10 protein-coding genes are annotated in these 18,239 nt (G+C 74.1%); all 10 read left to right on the forward strand.

Features of this window, described 5'->3' with window-relative positions:
• Positions 1 to 88: 88 nt before the first annotated feature.
• Positions 89 to 1,756, forward strand: coding sequence for an arginine--tRNA ligase (argS, locus tag F8274_RS09460; RefSeq protein WP_151461911.1), 1,668 nt, complete (start codon positions 89 to 91; stop codon positions 1,754 to 1,756).
• Positions 1,756 to 3,141 (forward strand): diaminopimelate decarboxylase, encoded by a 1,386-nt coding sequence (gene lysA / locus F8274_RS09465; protein WP_151461912.1) that lies wholly within the window; start codon positions 1,756 to 1,758, stop codon positions 3,139 to 3,141. The genes argS and lysA overlap by 1 nt, the downstream gene beginning before the upstream one ends.
• Positions 3,138 to 4,448: a homoserine dehydrogenase gene (locus F8274_RS09470; RefSeq protein WP_151461913.1), complete on the forward strand. Its 1,311-nt coding sequence runs from the start codon at positions 3,138 to 3,140 to the stop codon at positions 4,446 to 4,448. The genes lysA and F8274_RS09470 overlap by 4 nt, the downstream gene beginning before the upstream one ends.
• A gap of 114 nt (positions 4,449 to 4,562) precedes the next feature.
• A complete protein-coding gene (gene thrC / locus F8274_RS09475; RefSeq protein ID WP_151461914.1) occupies positions 4,563 to 5,612 on the forward strand; it encodes a threonine synthase in 1,050 nt (349 codons plus the stop codon).
• A 122-nt stretch (positions 5,613 to 5,734) separates the two neighbouring features.
• Positions 5,735 to 8,989 (forward strand): efflux RND transporter permease subunit, encoded by a 3,255-nt coding sequence (locus F8274_RS09480; RefSeq protein ID WP_151461915.1) that lies wholly within the window; start codon positions 5,735 to 5,737, stop codon positions 8,987 to 8,989.
• A 171-nt stretch (positions 8,990 to 9,160) separates the two neighbouring features.
• Positions 9,161 to 9,982, forward strand: a complete 822-nt coding sequence (locus F8274_RS09485) for a polysaccharide deacetylase family protein (protein WP_151461916.1) — start codon at positions 9,161 to 9,163, stop codon at positions 9,980 to 9,982.
• 9 nt (positions 9,983 to 9,991) lie between these two features.
• Positions 9,992 to 11,236 (forward strand): MFS transporter, encoded by a 1,245-nt coding sequence (locus tag F8274_RS09490; RefSeq protein WP_151461917.1) that lies wholly within the window; start codon positions 9,992 to 9,994, stop codon positions 11,234 to 11,236.
• Positions 11,237 to 11,305: 69 nt separating this feature from the next.
• The gene (gene thrB / locus F8274_RS09495) at positions 11,306 to 12,250 is read left to right on the forward strand and encodes a homoserine kinase (RefSeq protein WP_151461918.1); all 945 of its coding nucleotides are present in this window, start codon (positions 11,306 to 11,308) and stop codon (positions 12,248 to 12,250) included.
• Between the two features lie 294 nt (positions 12,251 to 12,544).
• Entirely contained in the window at positions 12,545 to 14,614 is a 2,070-nt protein-coding gene (gene rho, locus F8274_RS09500; protein ID WP_151461919.1) for a transcription termination factor Rho, read from the forward strand.
• Positions 14,615 to 14,753: 139 nt separating this feature from the next.
• Positions 14,754 to 18,203: a phosphodiester glycosidase family protein gene (locus tag F8274_RS09505; protein ID WP_151461920.1), complete on the forward strand. Its 3,450-nt coding sequence runs from the start codon at positions 14,754 to 14,756 to the stop codon at positions 18,201 to 18,203.
• Positions 18,204 to 18,239: the final 36 nt, after the last annotated feature.

Genomic DNA, 18,239 nt, shown 5'->3' on the forward strand with positions numbered 1-18,239 from the left:
CAGGTCGGTCGGTCAGGGGAGCCGCGGGCCGGTTCACATGCTGGGTCGCCGCCGCGGGGACCGAGTCTACCCCCGATAACATGGTTCGGTGACTCCCGCAGAACTCGCCGAGGTCGTCCTCGCCGCAGCCCACGCCGTCTTGGAAGACCGGGGCCTGGACCGCTCCGCGCTGCCCGCGCAGACCACCGTCGAGCGACCCCGCAGCCCCGAGCACGGCGACTACGCCTCGACGCTGGCGCTGCAGCTCAGCAAGAAGGTCGGCGTGCCCCCGCGGGAGCTCGCCGCCGCCCTCGCCGACCAGCTGGGCAGGGCGGCGGGGATCAAGTCGGTGGAGATCGCCGGCCCGGGCTTCCTCAACATCCGGCTCGACGCGGCCGCCGCCGGCCAGCTCGCCAAGGTCATCGTCGAGGCCGGCCCGGCGTACGGCGGCAGCGACACCCTCGCCGGCCAGCGGATCAACCTGGAGTTCGTCTCGGCGAACCCGACCGGCCCGGTGCACATCGGCGGGGTCCGCTGGGCGGCCGTCGGCGACGCGCTCAGCCGGCTGCTCCGCGCGACCGGCGCCGACGTGGGCACCGAGTACTACTTCAACGACGCCGGCTCGCAGATCGACCGGTTCGCCCGCTCGCTGCTCGCCGCCGCCCAGGGCCAGCCGGCCCCCGAGGACGGCTACGGCGGCGCGTACATCGCGGAGATCGCCGCCGAGGTCGTGAAGCGCCGGCCCGAGGTGCTCGACCTCGACGAGGCCGCCGCCCAGGAGGTGTTCCGGGTCGAGGGCGTCCAGTTGATGTTCGCCGAGATCAAGTCGTCGCTGCGCGACTTCGGCGTGGAGTTCGACACCTACTTCAACGAGAAGGACCTGCACGACCGGGGTGAGCTGGACAAGGCGCTCGACCGGCTGCGTGAGCAGGGCCACCTCTACGAGTCCGACGGCGCCACCTGGCTGCGCACCACCGACTTCGGCGACGACAAGGACCGGGTGCTGCGCAAGTCCAACGGCGAGTGGACCTACTTCGCCGCCGACTGCGCCTACTACCTGGACAAGCGCGAGCGCGGCTTCGAGCGCGTGGTGATCATGCTGGGCGCCGACCACCACGGCTACATCGGCCGGATGAAGGCCATGGCCGCCTGCTTCGGCGACGACCCGGACCGCAACCTGGAGATCCTCATCGGCCAGCTGGTCAACCTCCTCCGCGACGGCGCCCCGGTGCGGATGAGCAAGCGGGCCGGCACCGTGGTCACCCTGGAGGACCTGGTCGACGCCATCGGCGTGGACGCCTCCCGCTACGCGCTGGCCCGCTACTCCAGCGACTCGCCGATCGACATCGACGTGGAGCTGTGGACCCGGGCGAAGAACGACAACCCGGTCTTCTATGTGCAGTACGTCGGCGCGCGGACCGCCAGCGTGGGCCGCAACGCCGCCGAGGTGGGGCTGACCCGGGGCGACGCCGACGGGTTCCGCCCCGAGCTGCTCGCCCACGAGAAGGAGAACGAGCTGCTCAAGGCGCTCGCCGAGTTCCCCGCCGTGGTCGCCACCGCCGCGGAGCTGCGCGAGCCGCACCGGGTGGCCCGCTACCTGGAGCAGCGGGTGGCGCAGTCCTACCACCGGTTCTACGACAACTGCCGGATCCTGCCGCGCGGCGACGAGGAGGTCACCGACCTGCACCGGGCCCGGCTCTGGCTCAACGACGCCACCCGGGTGGTCATCGCCAACGGCCTTCGCCTGCTCGGCGTCTCGGCCCCGGAGCGGATGTAATGCGGGCGCACGAGGCCGGTGCCCTGCACGGCGACATCGGCAACCGCGGGCCGGCCTGGCTGCGTCCCCCGGTCGACGTCAACGACCTGGTCCCGCTGCTGTGGCCGCGCCACGTGGCGCGCGGCGCGAGTGGTGCGCTCACCGTCGCGGGCCTGGACGTCCGCGACCTGGCCGCCGAGTTCGGCACCCCGGTGTACGTGCTGGACGAGGACGACCTGCGCGCGCGCAGCCGCGAGTTCCGGGACGCCTTCCCGGACGCCGACGTCTACTACGCCGGCAAGGCGTTCCTCTGCCGGGCGGTGGTCCGGATGATCGCCGAGGAGGGCCTGTTCCTCGACGTCTGCACCGGGGGTGAGCTGGCCACCGCCCTGTCGGCCGGTATGCCGCCGGAGCGGATCGGCTTCCACGGCAACAACAAGTCGGTGACCGAGCTGACCCGGGCCGTGGACGCCGGGGTGGGCCGGATCATCGTCGACTCGTTCGCCGAGATCGACCGGCTCACCGCGCTCGCCCGCGAGCGCGGGGTGCGCCCGAAGGTGCTGGTCCGGGTGACCGTCGGCGTGGAGGCGCACACCCACGAGTTCATCGCGACCGCGCACGAGGACCAGAAGTTCGGCTTCTCGCTCGCGGGCGGTGCGGCCGCGGCGGCCGCCTTCAAGATCCTCGACGAGGACGTGCTGGAGCTGCGCGGGCTGCACTCGCACATCGGCTCGCAGATCTTCGACGCGAGCGGCTTCGAGGTCTCGGCCCGCCGGGTGCTCGCCCTCCAGGCGCAGATCCGCGACGCGCGCGGGGTGGAGCTGCCCGAGCTGGACCTGGGCGGTGGCTTCGGCATCGCGTACACGACGCAGGACGACCCGGCGGCACCGCACGACCTGGCCAAGCGGCTGCGCAAGATCGTCGACGGGGAGTGCGCGGCGGAGAACCTGGCCGTGCCGCACCTGTCCATCGAGCCGGGCCGGGCCATCGTCGGGCCGGCCGTGTTCACCCTCTACGAGGTGGGCACGGTCAAGGACGTGGACGGCATCCGCACCTACGTGAGCGTGGACGGCGGGATGAGCGACAACATCCGCACCGCGCTCTACGACGCGTCCTACTCGGCGACCATGGCCAACCGGGTCTCCGGCGCCGAGCCGATGCTCGCCCGCGTGGTGGGAAAGCACTGTGAGTCCGGGGACATCGTGGTGAAGGATGAATTCCTGCCCGCCGACGTGCAGCCCGGAGATCTTGTCGCGGTGCCCGGCACCGGGGCCTACTGCCGGAGCATGGCCAGCAACTACAACCATGTCCCGCGGCCCCCGGTCGTCGCCGTCCGCGACGGTCGGGCGCGGCTGATCGTCCGCCGGGAGACCGAAGACGACCTGCTCGCATTGGATGTGGCATGACCTCACCCGTTCGCTTGGCCCTGCTCGGCTGCGGCACGGTCGGCAGCGACGTGGTGCGGCTGCTCCACGAGCAGTCGGCCGACCTCGCCGCCCGGATCGGCGCCCCGCTGGAGATCGCCGGCATCGCCGTCCGCCGGGTCGGCCGGGACCGCGGTGACCTGCCGGTCGACCCCGCCCTGTTCACCACCGACCCGCTCGGCCTGATCAAGCGGGACGACGTGGACGTCGTGGTCGAGGTCGTCGGCGGGATCGAGCCGGCCCGCACCTGGCTGGTCGAGGCGCTGCGCGCCGGAAAGAGCGTGGTCACCGCCAACAAGGCGCTGCTCGCCGAGGACGGCGCGACGCTGCACGACGCGGCCGCCGAGGGCGGCGCAGACCTCTACTACGAGGCGAGCGTCGCCGGTGCCATCCCGCTGCTGCGGCCGCTGCGCGAGTCGCTGCACGGCGACCGGATCAACCGGGTCACCGGCATCGTCAACGGCACCACCAACTTCATCCTCTCCGCCATGGACGCCACCGGCGCGGGCTTCGCCGAGGCCCTGGAGGAGGCCACCGAACTGGGATACGCGGAGGCCGACCCGACCGCCGACGTGGAGGGCTTCGACGCCGCCGCGAAGGCCGCCATCCTCGCCTCGCTGGCGTTCCACACCCGGGTCACCGCCGCCGACGTGCACCGCGAGGGCATCACCGAGGTGACCGCCGCCGACGTGGCCAGCGCCAAGGCCATGGGCTGCACCATCAAGCTGCTCTGCATCGCCGCCCGGGGCGCCGACGCGGCCGGGCGCGAGACGGTCAGCGTCCGGGTGCACCCGGCCATGATCCCGCTGGCCCACCCCCTCGCGGGCGTCGGCGACGCGTTCAACGCGGTGTTCGTCGAGGCCGAGGCGGCCGGGCAGCTCATGTTCTACGGCCGGGGCGCCGGCGGCGCGCCGACCGCCAGCGCCGTCCTCGGCGACGTCGTGGCGGTGGCCCGCAACCGCCTGGCCGGCGTGCACGCGGCGAGCGAGTCGGCGTACGCGGACCTGCCGGTGCGGCCGATGGGCGAGGCGCTCACCCGCTACCACGTCAGCCTGGACGTGGCCGACCGGCCGGGTGTGCTGGAGGCGGTGGCCGGTGTCTTCGCCCGGCACGAGGTCTCCATCGCCACCGTGCGGCAGGGCCCGGCCGGCGGCGGCTCCGACGCCGAGCTGGTCATCGTGACCCACGTGGCGCCGGACGCCGCGCTCGCGGCCACCGTCGGAGAGCTGCGCGGGCTGGACATCGTCCGCTCGGTGACGAGCGTGCTGCGGGTCGAGGGCGGGGCGTAGCCGACCGTCCCGCCTGATGGTTAACACCAGGTGTGCCGGCGGTCGGTCCGGGAGGCTGGTCCACGCTGGTAGGGGCCCCGCGACGATCGGGGCGGCAGAGGCGAGGAGCGCGACATGTGGCGGGGTCTGATCGAGGCGTACCGCGACCGGCTGCCGGTCACCGACGCCACTCCCGTCGTCACCCTGCACGAGGGGAACACGCCGCTGCTGCCGGCGCCCGTGCTCTCCGCCCGGGTCGGCGCCGACGTGTGGCTGAAGGTCGAGGGGGCGAACCCGACCGGCTCGTTCAAGGACCGGGGCATGACGGTCGCCGTCTCCAAGGCCGTCGAGGCCGGTGACAAGGCGATCATCTGCGCCTCCACGGGCAACACCAGCGCCTCCGCCGCCGCGTACGCGGCCCGCGCCGGGATCACCTGCGCGGTGCTCGTGCCGCAGGGCAAGATCGCGCTGGGCAAGCTGGCCCAGGCGCTGGTGCACGGCGCCAGGCTGCTCCAGGTGCAGGGCAACTTCGACGACTGCCTGGCGCTCGCCGGCAAGCTCGCCCAGGACTACCCGGTCGCGCTGGTCAACTCGGTCAACATCGACCGCCTGCACGGGCAGAAGACCGCCGCGTTCGAGATCGTCGAGGCGCTCGGCGACGCCCCCGACATCCACTGCCTGCCGGTCGGCAACGCCGGCAACATCTCCGCCTACTGGATGGGCTACTCCGAGGACCTGCGCGACGGCAACGCCACGAAGGCCCCGCAGATGTACGGCTTCCAGGCGGCCGGCGCGGCGCCGATCGTCACCGGGCAGGTGGTGCCGGAGCCGTCCACCATCGCCACCGCCATCCGGATCGGCAACCCGGCGAGCTGGACCAAGGCCATCGACGCCCGGGACGCGTCCGAGGGGCTCATCTCGGCGGTCACCGACCGGGAGATCCTCTCGGCGTACCGGCTGCTGGCCCGCGAGGTCGGGGTCTTCGTCGAGCTGGGCAGCGCGGCCAGCGTGGCCGGCCTGCTCCAGCAGGCCGCCGCCGGTCGGGTGCCGGCGGGCGCCACCGTGGTCTGCACGGTGACCGGCCACGGCCTCAAGGACCCGGAGTGGGCCATCTCCACGGCCCCCTCCCCGCTGACCATCGCCAACGACGCCCTCGCCGCCGCCCGCTCCCTCGACCTGGTCTGACTCCTTCCGCGCCGGCCGGAGCGGGCGGCGTCACGCCGCCCGGGGCCAGTGGGTGGGAGCGTGATCGCGTGCGGCAGACTCAGGCCACCCCGTACACCCCTTTCCAGGAGTGAGTAACGCCCATGTCGCTGCTCGCCAGATTCAGTCTCGCCAACCGGGGGCTGATCGCCCTCATCGCGCTGGTGACCACGGCGTTCGGGGCGTTCGCCGTGCCGTCGCTGAAGCAGCAGCTACTGCCGTCGCTGGAGTTCCCCGCCGCGTTCATCGTGGCGCCGTACCCGGGCGCCGCGCCGGAGATCGTCGAGGCCCAGGTCGCCGAGCCGATCGAGAACAGCCTCCAGGGCATCCCGGGGCTGGAGAAGGTCACCTCCACCTCGCGCGAGGGCTCCGCCACCGTCCAGGTGCAGTACGAGTTCGGCACCGACCTGGACGACGTGGTCAACAAGATGCAGACCGCGCTGAGCCGCATCGACGCCCAGCTCCCCGAGGGCGTCGACCCGCAGGTGATCGCCGGCAGCACCGACGACCTGCCCGCCGTGGTGGTCGCCGCGACCGGCGGCGCCGACGAGCGGGCCCTGGCCGAGAAGCTGCGCGCCACGGTCGTACCCGAGCTGGAGGGGCTGGACGGGGTCCGCACGGTCGACGTGACCGGTGCCCGCGACCAGGTCGTGACGATCGTTCCCGACCCGGCGAAGCTGGCCGCGGCCCGGCTGGCGCCGACCGCGATCGCCCAGGCGCTGAAGACCAACGGCGTGGCGCTGCCGGCCGGCGCGCTGACCGACGGCGGCCGCTCGCTGCCGGTGCAGGTCGGCACCCCGATCCGCAGCGTCGACGACCTGCGCGGGATCGTGCTCAGCACCGCACCCGCCGCTCCGGTGCGCCTCGGCGACGTGGCCCGGGTGGAGCAGCAGCTCGCCCCGGCCACCGGCTTCACCCGCACCAACGGCAAGCCCAGCCTCGGCATCGCCGTCACCGCCTCGCCCGACGGCAACGCGGTGGCCATCTCGCACGACATCCGGGACCGCCTGGACGAGCTGGAGGCCGCCTCCGGCGCCGACCTGACCGTGGTCTTCGACCAGGCCCCGTTCGTCGAGCGGTCCATCGAGAGCCTCACCACCGAGGGCCTGCTCGGCCTGCTCATGGCGGTCGTGGTCATCCTGGTCTTCCTGCTCTCGGTCCGCTCGACCGTGGTGACCGCGGTCTCCATCCCGCTGTCCGTGCTGGTCGCGCTGATCGTGCTGTGGGCCGGCGACTACTCGCTGAACCTGCTCACCCTCGGCGCGCTGACCATCGCCGTGGGCCGGGTGGTGGACGACTCGATCGTGGTGCTGGAGAACATCAAGCGACACCTGGAGTACGGCGAGCCGAAGCGGGACGCCATCCTGGCCGCCGTCCGTGAGGTGGCCGGCGCGGTGACCGCCTCGACCCTCACCACGGTCGCCGTCTTCGCGCCGATCGCCCTGGTGGGCGGCTTCGTGGGGCAGCTCTTCGCGCCGTTCGCGATCACCGTGACGGTGGCCCTGCTCGCCTCGCTGCTGGTCTCGCTGACCGTGATCCCGGTGCTGGCGTACTGGTTCCTCAAGCCGCCGCGCGGTGGGGCCGACGAGACCGCCGCGCGGCACGCCGCCGCCGAGAAGGAGCTGCGCAGCCCGTTGCAGCGGGGCTACCTGCCGGTGATCGGCTTCGCCACCCGCTCCCGCGGCACCCGCTGGGCGACCGTGGCGCTGGGCCTGCTCGTGCTCTTCGGCACGTTCGGCCTGGCGCAGAAGCTGGAGACCAACTTCCTGGACGACTCCGGCCAGGACACCCTGGCCATCCAGCAGGAGCTGCCGGCGGGCACCGGGCTGACCGGCACCGATCAGGCCGCCGCGCGGGTGGAGGAGATCCTCCGGCGTACGCCGGGGGTGGCGACGTACCAGGTCAGCGCGGGTGGTGGCGACAACCCGTGGGCGGGCGGCGGCAACGACACCGCCTCCTGGTCGCTGGCGCTCACCGACGACACGGACGCAACCGAGGTCCGCGAGAAGCTGCGCACGGAGTTCGACCGGCTCGGCCCGGAGGCGGGCGAGCTGACCTTCGGCGGCGGGCAGAACGCCTCCGCCAACCAGCTCGAGGTGGTCGTGCAGGCCGCCGACCAGGACACGCTGACCCGCGCGGCCGAGGCCGTCCGGGACGCGATGGCCGGCACGTCGGGCGTCGAGGACGTCACCACCGGCCTGGCCACCCGGGTGCCCCGGGTGGAGGTGACCGTGGACCGGGTCGCCGCGGCGCGCGCCGGGCTGACCGAGGCCGCCGTGGGGCAGGTGGTCGCCCAGGCGTACCGGGGGGCGCCGCTCGGCCAGGTCACCCTGGACGGCACCCCGCAGGACGTGGTGCTGAGCACCGGGGCCCGGCCGCCGCTGAGCGTGGCCGAGCTGCGGGCGCTGCCGGTGGGCCCGGTGAAGCTGGACGACATCGCCGACGTCAACCAGGTCGAGGGCCCGCAGCAGGTGACCCGGATCGACGGCGAGCGGAGCGTGTCGGTGACCGGCACGGCGACCGGCTCGAACCTGGGCGCCACCACGCAGGAGCTGCAGAAGAAGCTGGACGCGCTGGACGTGCCGGGCGCGACGTTCGTCATCGGCGGGGTCAGCGCGGACCAGGCCGACGCCTTCGCCGACCTGGGGCTGGCCGTGCTGGCCGCGATCGCCATCGTCTTCCTGATCATGGTGGGCACGTTCCGCAGCCTGACCCAGGCGCTGATCCTGCTGATCTCGGTGCCGTTCGCGGCGACCGGCGCCATCGGGCTGCTGCTGCTCACCGGGACCCCGCTGGGCGTGCCGGCGCTGATCGGCGTGCTCATGCTGGTCGGCATCGTGGTGACCAACGCGATCGTGCTGCTCGACCTGATCAACCAGTACCGCGGGCAGGGCATGGGCGTGACCGAGGCGGTGGTCGAGGGCGGCCGGCGCCGGCTGCGGCCGATCCTCATGACCGCGGTCGCCACCGTGTTCGCGCTGCTCCCGATGGCGTTCGGCCTGACCGGCGAGGGCGGTTTCATCTCGAAGCCGCTGGCCGTCGTGGTGATCGGCGGCCTGCTCAGCTCGACGCTGCTCACGCTGATCCTGGTGCCGACCCTCTACACGATGGTGGAGCGCACCAAGGAGTCCTTCCGGGAGCGCCGGGCCCGCCGGCGCGGCACGCCGGCGCCCGTCGAGCCGCCGGCGCCGGTCCCGGTGACCGTCGGGGGCGGGGAGGGCCCGGCCGGGGCCGGCGCCCCGCTCGCCGAGCCGCCGGCCCGCCCGGCGCCGTCGGCCGCGCTGGTCGACGGTACGGACCAGTTCGAGGTGCTGCGCCTGCCGAAGAGTCGCCGGTCCCCGCTCCCGCCGACGGAGTAACCGCCGGATCCGGCGAGAGGTGGCCGTCCCCGCGCGGGACGGCCACCTCTCCCTTTCCGGGGGACGGTGGAAACCACCCCGCGGACGGTACGGTGAGTGAGCTGACACCTACGGTGAGTGCCGGCCCGTCCCGCCGTGCCGGCGGCGGCCGGCCGGAGCGGGAGCGGGGCGATGGCGGACGGCGTGGCCGGGTGGGGCAGGCGAAGGCTGCTGCGCCGCACCGCGCTGCTGGCCGGCGGCGCCGCGCTGGGGGTCGCCGGGACCGCGCAGACCACCTGGATCGCCGACCGCCGCCTCCCGCTGGCCGGTGGGCCGGCCAGCGCCACCCTGGGCAGCCGCTACCAGCAGGTGGGCGGCGGCGGGGTCGAGGTCGTCTGGGCGGTCCGCACCGGCGACCCGCTGGTCGCGCTGACGTTCGACGACGGGCCGCAGCCACAGTGGACCCCCATGGTGCTGGACACCCTGGCCGAGCACCGGGTGCCGGCCACCTTCTTCCTGGTCGGGGAGCGGGCCGGCCGGCACGCCGCGCTGGTCCGCGACCGGCTGGGCGGGCACGAGGTGGGCAACCACAGCTGGGCGCACCACGACCTGGCCCGGATGGACGCCCACACGGCGTACGCCGACCTGCGCCGCAGCCACGAGGCCATCACGGCCGCCACCGGGGTGGCGCCCCGGCTGCTCCGCCCGCCCTGGGGGCACCTGGGCGGCGCGGTCCTCCACGCCGCCGCCCGGCTCAACTACCGGCTGGTCCTCTGGACGCTCCAGATGGTCGAGGCGGAATACCCGCACGACCCCGCCGGGCACGCCCGGCGGATCGTCGCCGACGTGCGGCCGGGCACCATCCTGCTCGGTCACGACGTCGGCCCCGAGCGGCGGCTGGTCGCGCTCGGCGGCCTGTCCGACATGATCAGCGGCCTGCGCGCCCGCGGTTACACCTTCGTCACCGTCTCCGAACTGCTCCGCCGCGCTGCCACCCTGGGGGCGGCCCGATAGGGTTCCGGCGTGTCACCCACCGTCTCGGTCCTCGTCCGCAACCGCGACTTCCGCAACCTCTTCCTCGCCGAGCTGGTGGTCTTCGGCGCCGACTGGTTCGTCATGGTGCCGCTGCTGGTGCTCCTGCCGGAGCTGACCGGCAGCGGGGTGTGGGGGGCGCTGGTGCTCGCCGTGGACACCGGCATGACCGCCCTGCTGCTCCCGTACACCGGCACCATCGCCGACCGGTTCGACCGCCGGAAGATCATGATGGTGGCCAACCTCGCCGCGCTGGCCGGCATCCTGCTGCTGCTCGGTGTCCGCAGCGCCGGCACCGCCTGGCTGGCCCTCGTGTCGATCGCCGCCGTGGCGGTGGCCAAGGCGTTCTACTCGCCGGCCGCCCAGGCCGCCCTGCCCAACGTGCTCGACCCGGCCGACCTGGCCGCCGGCAACGCGATCGCCGGCTCGGCCTGGGGCACGATGACCGTGGTCGGCGCCTCGCTCGGGGGCATGCTCAGCGCCGCCGCCGGCCCGTACGCCAGCTTCTGGGTGGCGGCGGTCGGCCTGGCCGGGGCGGCGGGCCTGGCCGCGCGGATCCGCCGGCCGTTGCAGGCGCCCCGCGACCCGGCGGCGGCCGTCCCGCGCACCTGGGCGGCGATCCGCGAGGCGCTCGGCTACATCGCGCACCGGCCGCGGGTGCTCGCCCTGGTCACCGTGAAGTCGGCGGTCGGCCTGGGCAACGGCGTGCTGACCGTCTTCCCGCTGCTCGCCGGGCTGTACGGCGTCGGCGCGATCGGCACCGGCCTGCTCTTCGCCTCCCGCGGCGCCGGCGCGCTGGTCGGCCCGATCCTGATGCGCCGGGTGCTCAGCAACCGCGCCTGGCTGCTCACCGGCCTGGCCCTGTCGATGTCCCTCTACGGCCCGGCCTACATCGGGGTCTCGGCGGTGGACTGGTTCCCGCTGGCGCTGGTCCTGGTCTTCCTGGCCCACCTGGGCGGCGGCAGCAACTGGGTGCTGTCCAACTACGCCCTGCAGGGCGAGGTGCCGGACCGGTTGCGCGGGCGGGTCTTCGCCACCGACATGATGCTGGCGACCCTGGCCATCTCGGTCAGCCAGCTGGTCGTGGCGCTGGTGGTCGACACGGTCGACGAGCGCGTCGTGCTGGCCGGCTGCGGCCTGGTCACGGTGGTCTACGCGGTGGGCTGGCGGCTCGCCACCCGGCGGCTGTCGCTCACCGACCCGGTCGAGGAACCGGAGACCTGCCGCACCCCGTGAGTGGGGACCGCCCTTCCCACGGTCCGGGCGATCCGGCGCGCTGTCGGGGCCGGGACCTAGCATGAGCCCGTGCCGACGACTTTCACCTCCGGGCCGGTCCGGGTCCGGGTGCCCGCGACCAGCGCGAACCTCGGCCCGGGCTTCGACTCGCTCGGGCTGGCCCTCGGGTTGCACGACGACGTGGCGGCCGAGGTGACCGATGGCGGCGTACGGGTGGCGGTGACCGGGGAGGGCGCCGGCGAGCTGCCCGGCGACGACCGGCACCTGGTGGTGACCGCCATGCGGGCGGCCTTCGACGTGCTCGGCGCGCAGCCGGCCGGGCTGGCGCTGGAGTGCGTCAACCGGATCCCGCAGGCGCGCGGTCTCGGGTCCTCCTCGGCGGCCATCGTGGCCGGGGTCCTGCTGGCCCGGGCGCTGGTCGCCGACGGCGTGGCGCGGCTGGACGACGCCGCCGCGCTCCGGCTCGCCTCGGAGCTGGAGGGTCACCCCGACAACGTGGCACCCTGCCTGCTCGGCGGCTTCACGGTCGCCTGGACCGAGCCGGCCGGCGCCCGGGCGGTCACCCTGCCCGTGGCCGAGGCGGTCCGGCCCACCGTCTTCGTCCCGGGCGAGCGCGGGCTGACGTCGGTCGCCCGGGCGGCGCTGCCGGCGACGGTGCCGCACGGCGACGCGGCGCTGACCGCGGGCCGGGCCGCGCTGCTGGTGCACGCGCTGACCGCCGATCCGGGACTGCTGCTGCCGGCCACCGTCGACCGGCTGCACCAGGACTACCGGGCCGAGGGGATGCCGGCCACCGCCGCTCTGGTGGTCGCGCTGCGTGCGGCGGGTGTGGCGGCTGTGGTGAGTGGGGCGGGGCCGACCGTGCTGGCGTTGTCCCAGGTCCCCGCGGGATTCCAGGCGGGAACAGATTGGCGTCGGTGGGAGTTGCCGATAGACGTCAGCGGTGCCCGGGTTGCCCGGGGTAGACTGGGACACGCCGAGCGGGACCCTGTTGCCGCAGGTCGGAAGAGTTGATTACGCTCTACACCTAGCACAGCCGCGAAGCATGCGATCTCCTGCGGGTCGGCGCACCCCCGAAGCTCTCGGCGGTCAGCCCGTCACCCCTGCCAAAGGCCCACGCCGCGCCGCAGTTTCCACAGGTCGCCGCAGACGGCGAGACCTGCTCACCGATGTTGGTGAGTCGGGATACCGACCGGCTGCTGTGTCACAGACTCCCGCGACGCGTCCATGCGAGGCGGGTGCACCGAGGCCGCCCGGCCACCTGTTCTCGACTCCGGGCAGCCCCGGCCTATCGAGGGAAGGAATCCATTGAGCGACACCACCGACGTGACGTCGGATGTTTCCAACGTCGCTGGCGATGCCACCACTGCCGCCCCCACACGCCGTCGGCGCAGCGGCACCGGCCTGTCGGCGATGCTGCTGCCTGAGCTCCAGAGCCTGGCCGCGTCGCTCGGTATCTCCGGTACGGCTCGCATGCGTAAGGGCGAGCTGATCAGCGCGATCACCGAGCGGCAGGGCGGCGCCGCCGCCGGAACCCCTCGACCGCGGGCCGAGGTCGCGGCCGCGGCCGCTCCGGCCCGTGAGGAGGTCCACGCCGAGGTCCGCGAGGAGCGGGCCGAGACCGAGCGTCGCGCCGCCGAGCCGGCGCCGGCCGCCGAGGCGACCGAGGGCCGCACCCGCAGCCGCCGGAGCCGTGCGGCCGCCGCGACCACCGAGGCGCGACCGGCCGAGACGCGTGCCGAGGAGGCTCCCGCCGAGACCGGCGAGCGTGCCGATCGGGGCGAGCGGGCCGAGCGCGGTGAGCGAACCGAGCGCGGTGAGCGGGCCGAGCGTGGCGAGGGCCGGGGCCGCGAGCGGACCGAGCGTGCCGACCGTGGCGCGGAGCGTGGCGGCGAGCGGGCTGAGCGTGGCGGCGAGCGGGCTGAGCGTGGCGAGCGCGGCGGTGACCGGGCCGAGCGCACCGACCGTGGCGAGCGCAACGAGCGGGGCGAGCGTGCCGAGCGGGGCGAGCGCAACGAGCGGGGCGAGCGCGGTGACCGGGGTGAGCGCAACGAGCGCAACGACCGGGGCGACCGCAACGACCGTGGCCAGCGCGCCGAGCGCAACGACGACGGTGACGACGACGGCGAGGGCGGCGGCCGGCGCGGCCGGCGCAGCCGGTTCCGGGACCGCCGGCGCGGCCGCGGCGACCGCCCCGAGGGCGGCGACGGTGGCGGCCGCGAGCCGCAGGTCGGCGAGGACGACGTGCTCGTCCCGGTGGCCGGCATCATCGACGTGCTCGACAACTACGCCTTCGTCCGGACCACCGGCTACCTGGCCGGCCCGAACGACGTGTACGTCTCGATGTCCCAGATCAAGAAGTACGGCCTGCGCCGCGGTGACGCGATCACCGGCGCGGTCCGGGCCGCCCGCGACAGTGGCAGCGAGCAGCGGCGGGACAAGTACAACCCGCTGGTGCGGCTCGACACCATCAACGGGATGGAGCCGGACGAGGCGAAGCGCCGGCCGGAGTTCTACAAGCTCACTCCGCTGTACCCGCAGGAGCGGCTGCGGCTGGAGACCGAGCCGCACATCCTGACCACCCGGGTCATCGACCTGGTCATGCCGATCGGCAAGGGCCAGCGGGCGCTGATCGTCTCCCCGCCGAAGGCGGGTAAGACGATGGTGCTGCAGGCGATCGCGAACGCGATCACCCGCAACAACCCGGAGTGCCACCTCATGGTGGTGCTGGTCGACGAGCGGCCGGAAGAGGTCACCGACATGCAGCGGTCGGTGAAGGGCGAGGTCATCGCGGCCACGTTCGACCGTCCGCCGCAGGACCACACCACGGTGGCGGAGCTGGCGATCGAGCGGGCGAAGCGCCTGGTCGAGCTGGGCCACGACGTCGTCGTGCTGCTCGACTCGGTGACCCGCCTCGGCCGGTCGTACAACCTGGCGGCGCCGGCCAGCGGCCGGATCATGTCGGGTGGTATCGACTCCACCGCGCTCTACCCGCCGAAGCGGTTCCTGGGCGCGGCGCGGAACATCGAGAACGGTGGCTCGCTGACGATCCTCGCGACCGCGCTGGTGGAGACCGGCTCGATGGCCGACACGGTCATCTTCGAGGAGTTCAAGGGCACCGGCAACGCCGAGCTGAAGCTGGACCGGAAGATCGCCGACAAGCGGGTCTTCCCGGCGATCGACATCAACCCCTCCGGCACCCGCAAGGAGGAGGTCCTGCTCGCGCCGGAGGAGCTGGCGATCATCCACAAGCTCCGCAAGGTGCTGCACTCGCTGGACTCGCAGGCGGCGCTCGACCTCCTGCTGGACCGGCTCAAGCAGTCCCGCACGAACATCGAGTTCCTGATGCAGATCGCGAAGTCCACCCCGGGCGAGTGATCTGAGGAGTTCCGGAGAGGGGCACGGCCTGCGGGCCGTGCCCCTCTTCGCGTACCCGGGCGGGGGAGCCGTGAAGTTTTTCTTCGGTTAAGCCGGAGGGTATTGAAACTTCTGTTCAGTCTCGGGTTGACTGTGGTCCATGCGAATCCGCAGTCGATCCGCCCGTCTCGCCGGCGTCCTGCTGCTGACGCCGCTGCTCACCCTCACCGCTCCGGTCCCGCCCGGTGCGGCGGCGGCCGTGGCCCAGCCGCACACCCCGGCCGAGGACGCGCCCGCCGCCTCCTCCCGTCCCGACTCCGCGGTCGCCCTCGCCGGCGAGGCCGGCGTGGAGCCGGCCGGTGGCCTGGAGACCGCGAAGACCACCCGTCCGGTCGCCCCCGGACTCGACCTGACCTCCTTCGACCGGTACGACGCCGACGGCTGGTTGCGGGCCGACGCCCTCACGGCCGACCTCTCCGGTGGCGTCACCGTCGACTACGTCAACTCCGGCGCGGTCACCCGCGACGAGCCGCTGCGCGCGGCGGTGGACCGCTCCCGGGCGGTGGCCGCCGTCAACGGCGACTTCTTCGACATCAACGCCTCCGGCGCCGCGCAGGGCATCGGCATCCGCTCCGGAGAGCTGGTGCAGTCGCCGGTGGCCGGCCACACCAACGCCGCCGCGGTCAGCGCCGAAGGGATCGGCCGGGTCGTCCAGGTCGGCTTCGAGGGCACCGCCGCCCTGCCGGCCGGGCCGGTGCCGCTGACCCAGTTCAACAACATGGTGCAGCCGGGCGGCGTGGGCGTCTTCACCCCGCTCTGGGGGGCGTACACCCGCAAGCGGGCCGTCGAGGGCGCCGCGCGGGTGGTCGAGGTGACGGTGACCGGCGGCCGGGTCGCGACCGTGGCCACCACGGCGGGGGAGGGCCCCATCCCGGCCGGGACCTCGGTCGTCCTCGGCCGTGAGGCCGGCGCGGACGCGCTCGCCGCGCTGCGCCCCGGCGACCCGGTCAACCTGACCTGGCGGCCGAAGGCGTCCGACGGGAGCAGCCCGCGCGCCGCCGTCGGCGGCGGCAGTGTGCTGGTCCGCGACGGCGTGGTGCAGACCATCGCCGACGACAGCCTGGCCCCGCGCACGTCGGTTGGCTTCTCCGCCGACGGCCGCCGGATGATCATGCTGACGGTGGACGGCCGGCAGGTGGACAGCCGGGGCGTCACCCAGACCGAGATGGGCCGGATGATGGTCGAGCTGGGCGCGTGGAGCGCGCTCAACCTCGACGGCGGCGGCTCCTCCACCCTGCTGGCCCGGGAGCCGGGCGCGGCGGCGGTCCAGGTGGAGAACAGCCCCTCCGACGGCAGCGAGCGGCCGGTGCCGAACGGCCTGGCCATCTACGCCCCGCAGGGCAGCGGCCGGCTCACCGGCTACTGGCTGGAGACCGCCAGCGACCCGACGGCCGCGCCGGGCGTCGCCCCGATCCGGGGCGGCCGCCCCGACCGGGTCTTCCCCGGCCTCACCCGCCGGCTCACCGCGGCGGGCTACGACGAGACGTACGGGCCGGCCGCCGGAACGCCGCGCTGGCGGGCCAACCCGGCCGCCCAGGGCACCGTGGACGACGGCGTGTTCCGGGCCGGCAAGGCCGGGCACAGCACCGTCACGGCCTGGCGCGGAGCGGCGCGCGGCACGCTCGACCTGACCGTGCTCGGCCCGCTGGAGCGCGTCGACTCCACGGTGGACCGGCTCGGCCTCAACCAGCAGGGCGACACCGGCCTGTTCGGCGTGGTCGGCTACGACGCGGAGGGCAACACCGCGCCGATCGAACCGGCCGACCTGAAACTGGAGTACGACCACGACCTGCTCACCGTCACCCCCACGGCCGACGGCAACCTGTCGGTCACGGCGCTCGGCGGCACCGGCTCGGCGCTGGTGACCGTCCGGGTCGGCGCGAAGACCACCGTGCTCCCGGTCACCGTCGGGCTCACCGACGTGCCGGTGGCCGGCTTCGACGACGCCGCCTCCTGGAAGTTCAGCCAGGCGCGGGCCAGCGGGGCGGTCGCCCCGGCCGAGGGGCACACCGGCACCGGCCTGAAGATGTCGTACGACTTCGGCCAGTCCACCGGCACCCGCGCCGCGTACGCGGACCCGCCGGCCTGGATCGACGTGCCCGGCCAGCCGCAGGCGTTCGGCATGTGGATCAAGGGCAACGGCACCGGGGAGTGGCCCAGCCTGCACCTGCACGACGCCCAGGACACCCAGTTCGTGCTGCGCGGCCCGTACCTGACCTGGACCGGCTGGCGCTACGTCGAGTTCACCGTCCCGCCCGGCGTGCAGTACCCCGTGCGGGTACGCCGGTTCTACGTGGCCGAGACCGACCCGGCCAAGCAGTACCGGAGCGAGGTCGTCATCGACGACCTGGTGGCCCGGGTGCCCCCGACGGTGCAGGCGCCGGAGGAGCCGAACGTCACCGACCGGGTGGTGCTGCGCGACGGCACGGTGGACGGGGCGCCCTGGCGCTTCGCCGTCATGTCCGACGCCCAGTTCGTGGCCGCGAACCCGGACAGCGACCTGGTCGCCCAGGCCCGCCGCACGCTCCGCGAGATCCGTGCGGCGAAGCCCGACTTCCTGGTCATCGACGGGGACTTCGTGGACACCGCCTACCCGGCGGACTTCGCGCTGGCCAAGCGGATCCTGGACGAGGAGCTGGGCGGCGAGCTGCCGTACTACTACGTCCCCGGCAACCACGAGATCATGGGCGCGCCGATCGACAACTTCCGGAGCGTGTTCGGTGACACCTCGCGGGTCTTCGACCACCGGGGCACCCGCTTCCTCACGCTGAGCACGGCCACCGGGTCCCTGCGCGGCGGCGGGTTCGACCAGGTGGAGCTGCTGCGGAAGGCGCTCGACGCGGCGGCCGCGGACCCGGCGGTCGGCTCGGTCACCGTGCTCTTCCACCACCCGCCCCGCGATCCCAGCCCGGCCAAGGCCAGCCAGCTCGGTGACCGGAAGGAGGCCGCCCTCGTGGAGCAGTGGCTGGCCGACTTCCAGCACCGCACGGGCAAGGGCGCGCTCATGGTCAACGGGCACGTCGGCACCTTCCACGCCGACCGGGTGGACGGCGTGCCGTACGTGATCAACGGCAACTCGGGCAAGGACCCGTCCACCCCGCCCCAGCTCGGCGGCTTCACCGGCTGGACCGAGTTCGGGGTCGACCCGGTGACCCGGCAGGAGGCGGAGCGGGCCCGGCGGGACCCGCTCGCCGAGGGCCCGCGCTGGGTCGCGGCGGAGTTCCACGCCCACGTCGACCGGCTCGCCCTGGCCGCCCCGGCCGAGGTCGCGGTCGGCGCCCCGGCCACCGTCACGGCCACGCTCACCCAGCCCGGTGGCCGTACCGTCCCGGTGGCCGCCCCGGTCAGCGCCGACTGGTCCGGCTCGCCGAACCTGCTCATCGGCGGCGCCGGCGGGGTGAAGCCCTGGCACGTGGCCCGGTTCGACCCGGCGACCGGGCGGCTGACCGCGCTGCGCCCCGGCGGGCGGGTGCTGCTCGTGGTCACCGTCAACGGCATCCGCGCCGAGGCGGCGGTGACCCTCACGGCGGCGGAGGCGCCCGCCGCCTGACGCCCCGCCGGCGGGCTCCTCGACCTGGGGGAGGAG

The sequence above is a fragment of the Micromonospora sp. AMSO31t genome (assembly GCF_008868175.1).
In the GTDB taxonomy this organism is placed as follows: domain Bacteria; phylum Actinomycetota; class Actinomycetes; order Mycobacteriales; family Micromonosporaceae; genus Micromonospora.

Bases quoted from the DNA above. Each gene is read 5' to 3' on its own strand.
- F8274_RS09485 (WP_151461916.1), top strand. From the start codon at position 9,161: ATGGCGGACGGCGTGGCCGGGTGGGGCAGGCGAAGGCTGCTGCGCCGC.
- F8274_RS09470 (WP_151461913.1), top strand. From the start codon at position 3,138: ATGACCTCACCCGTTCGCTTGGCCCTGCTCGGCTGCGGCACGGTCGGC.
- thrC (WP_151461914.1), top strand. From the start codon at position 4,563: ATGTGGCGGGGTCTGATCGAGGCGTACCGCGACCGGCTGCCGGTCACC.
- F8274_RS09505 (WP_151461920.1), top strand. From the start codon at position 14,754: ATGCGAATCCGCAGTCGATCCGCCCGTCTCGCCGGCGTCCTGCTGCTG.
- F8274_RS09480 (WP_151461915.1), top strand. From the start codon at position 5,735: ATGTCGCTGCTCGCCAGATTCAGTCTCGCCAACCGGGGGCTGATCGCC.
- lysA (WP_151461912.1), top strand. From the start codon at position 1,756: ATGCGGGCGCACGAGGCCGGTGCCCTGCACGGCGACATCGGCAACCGC.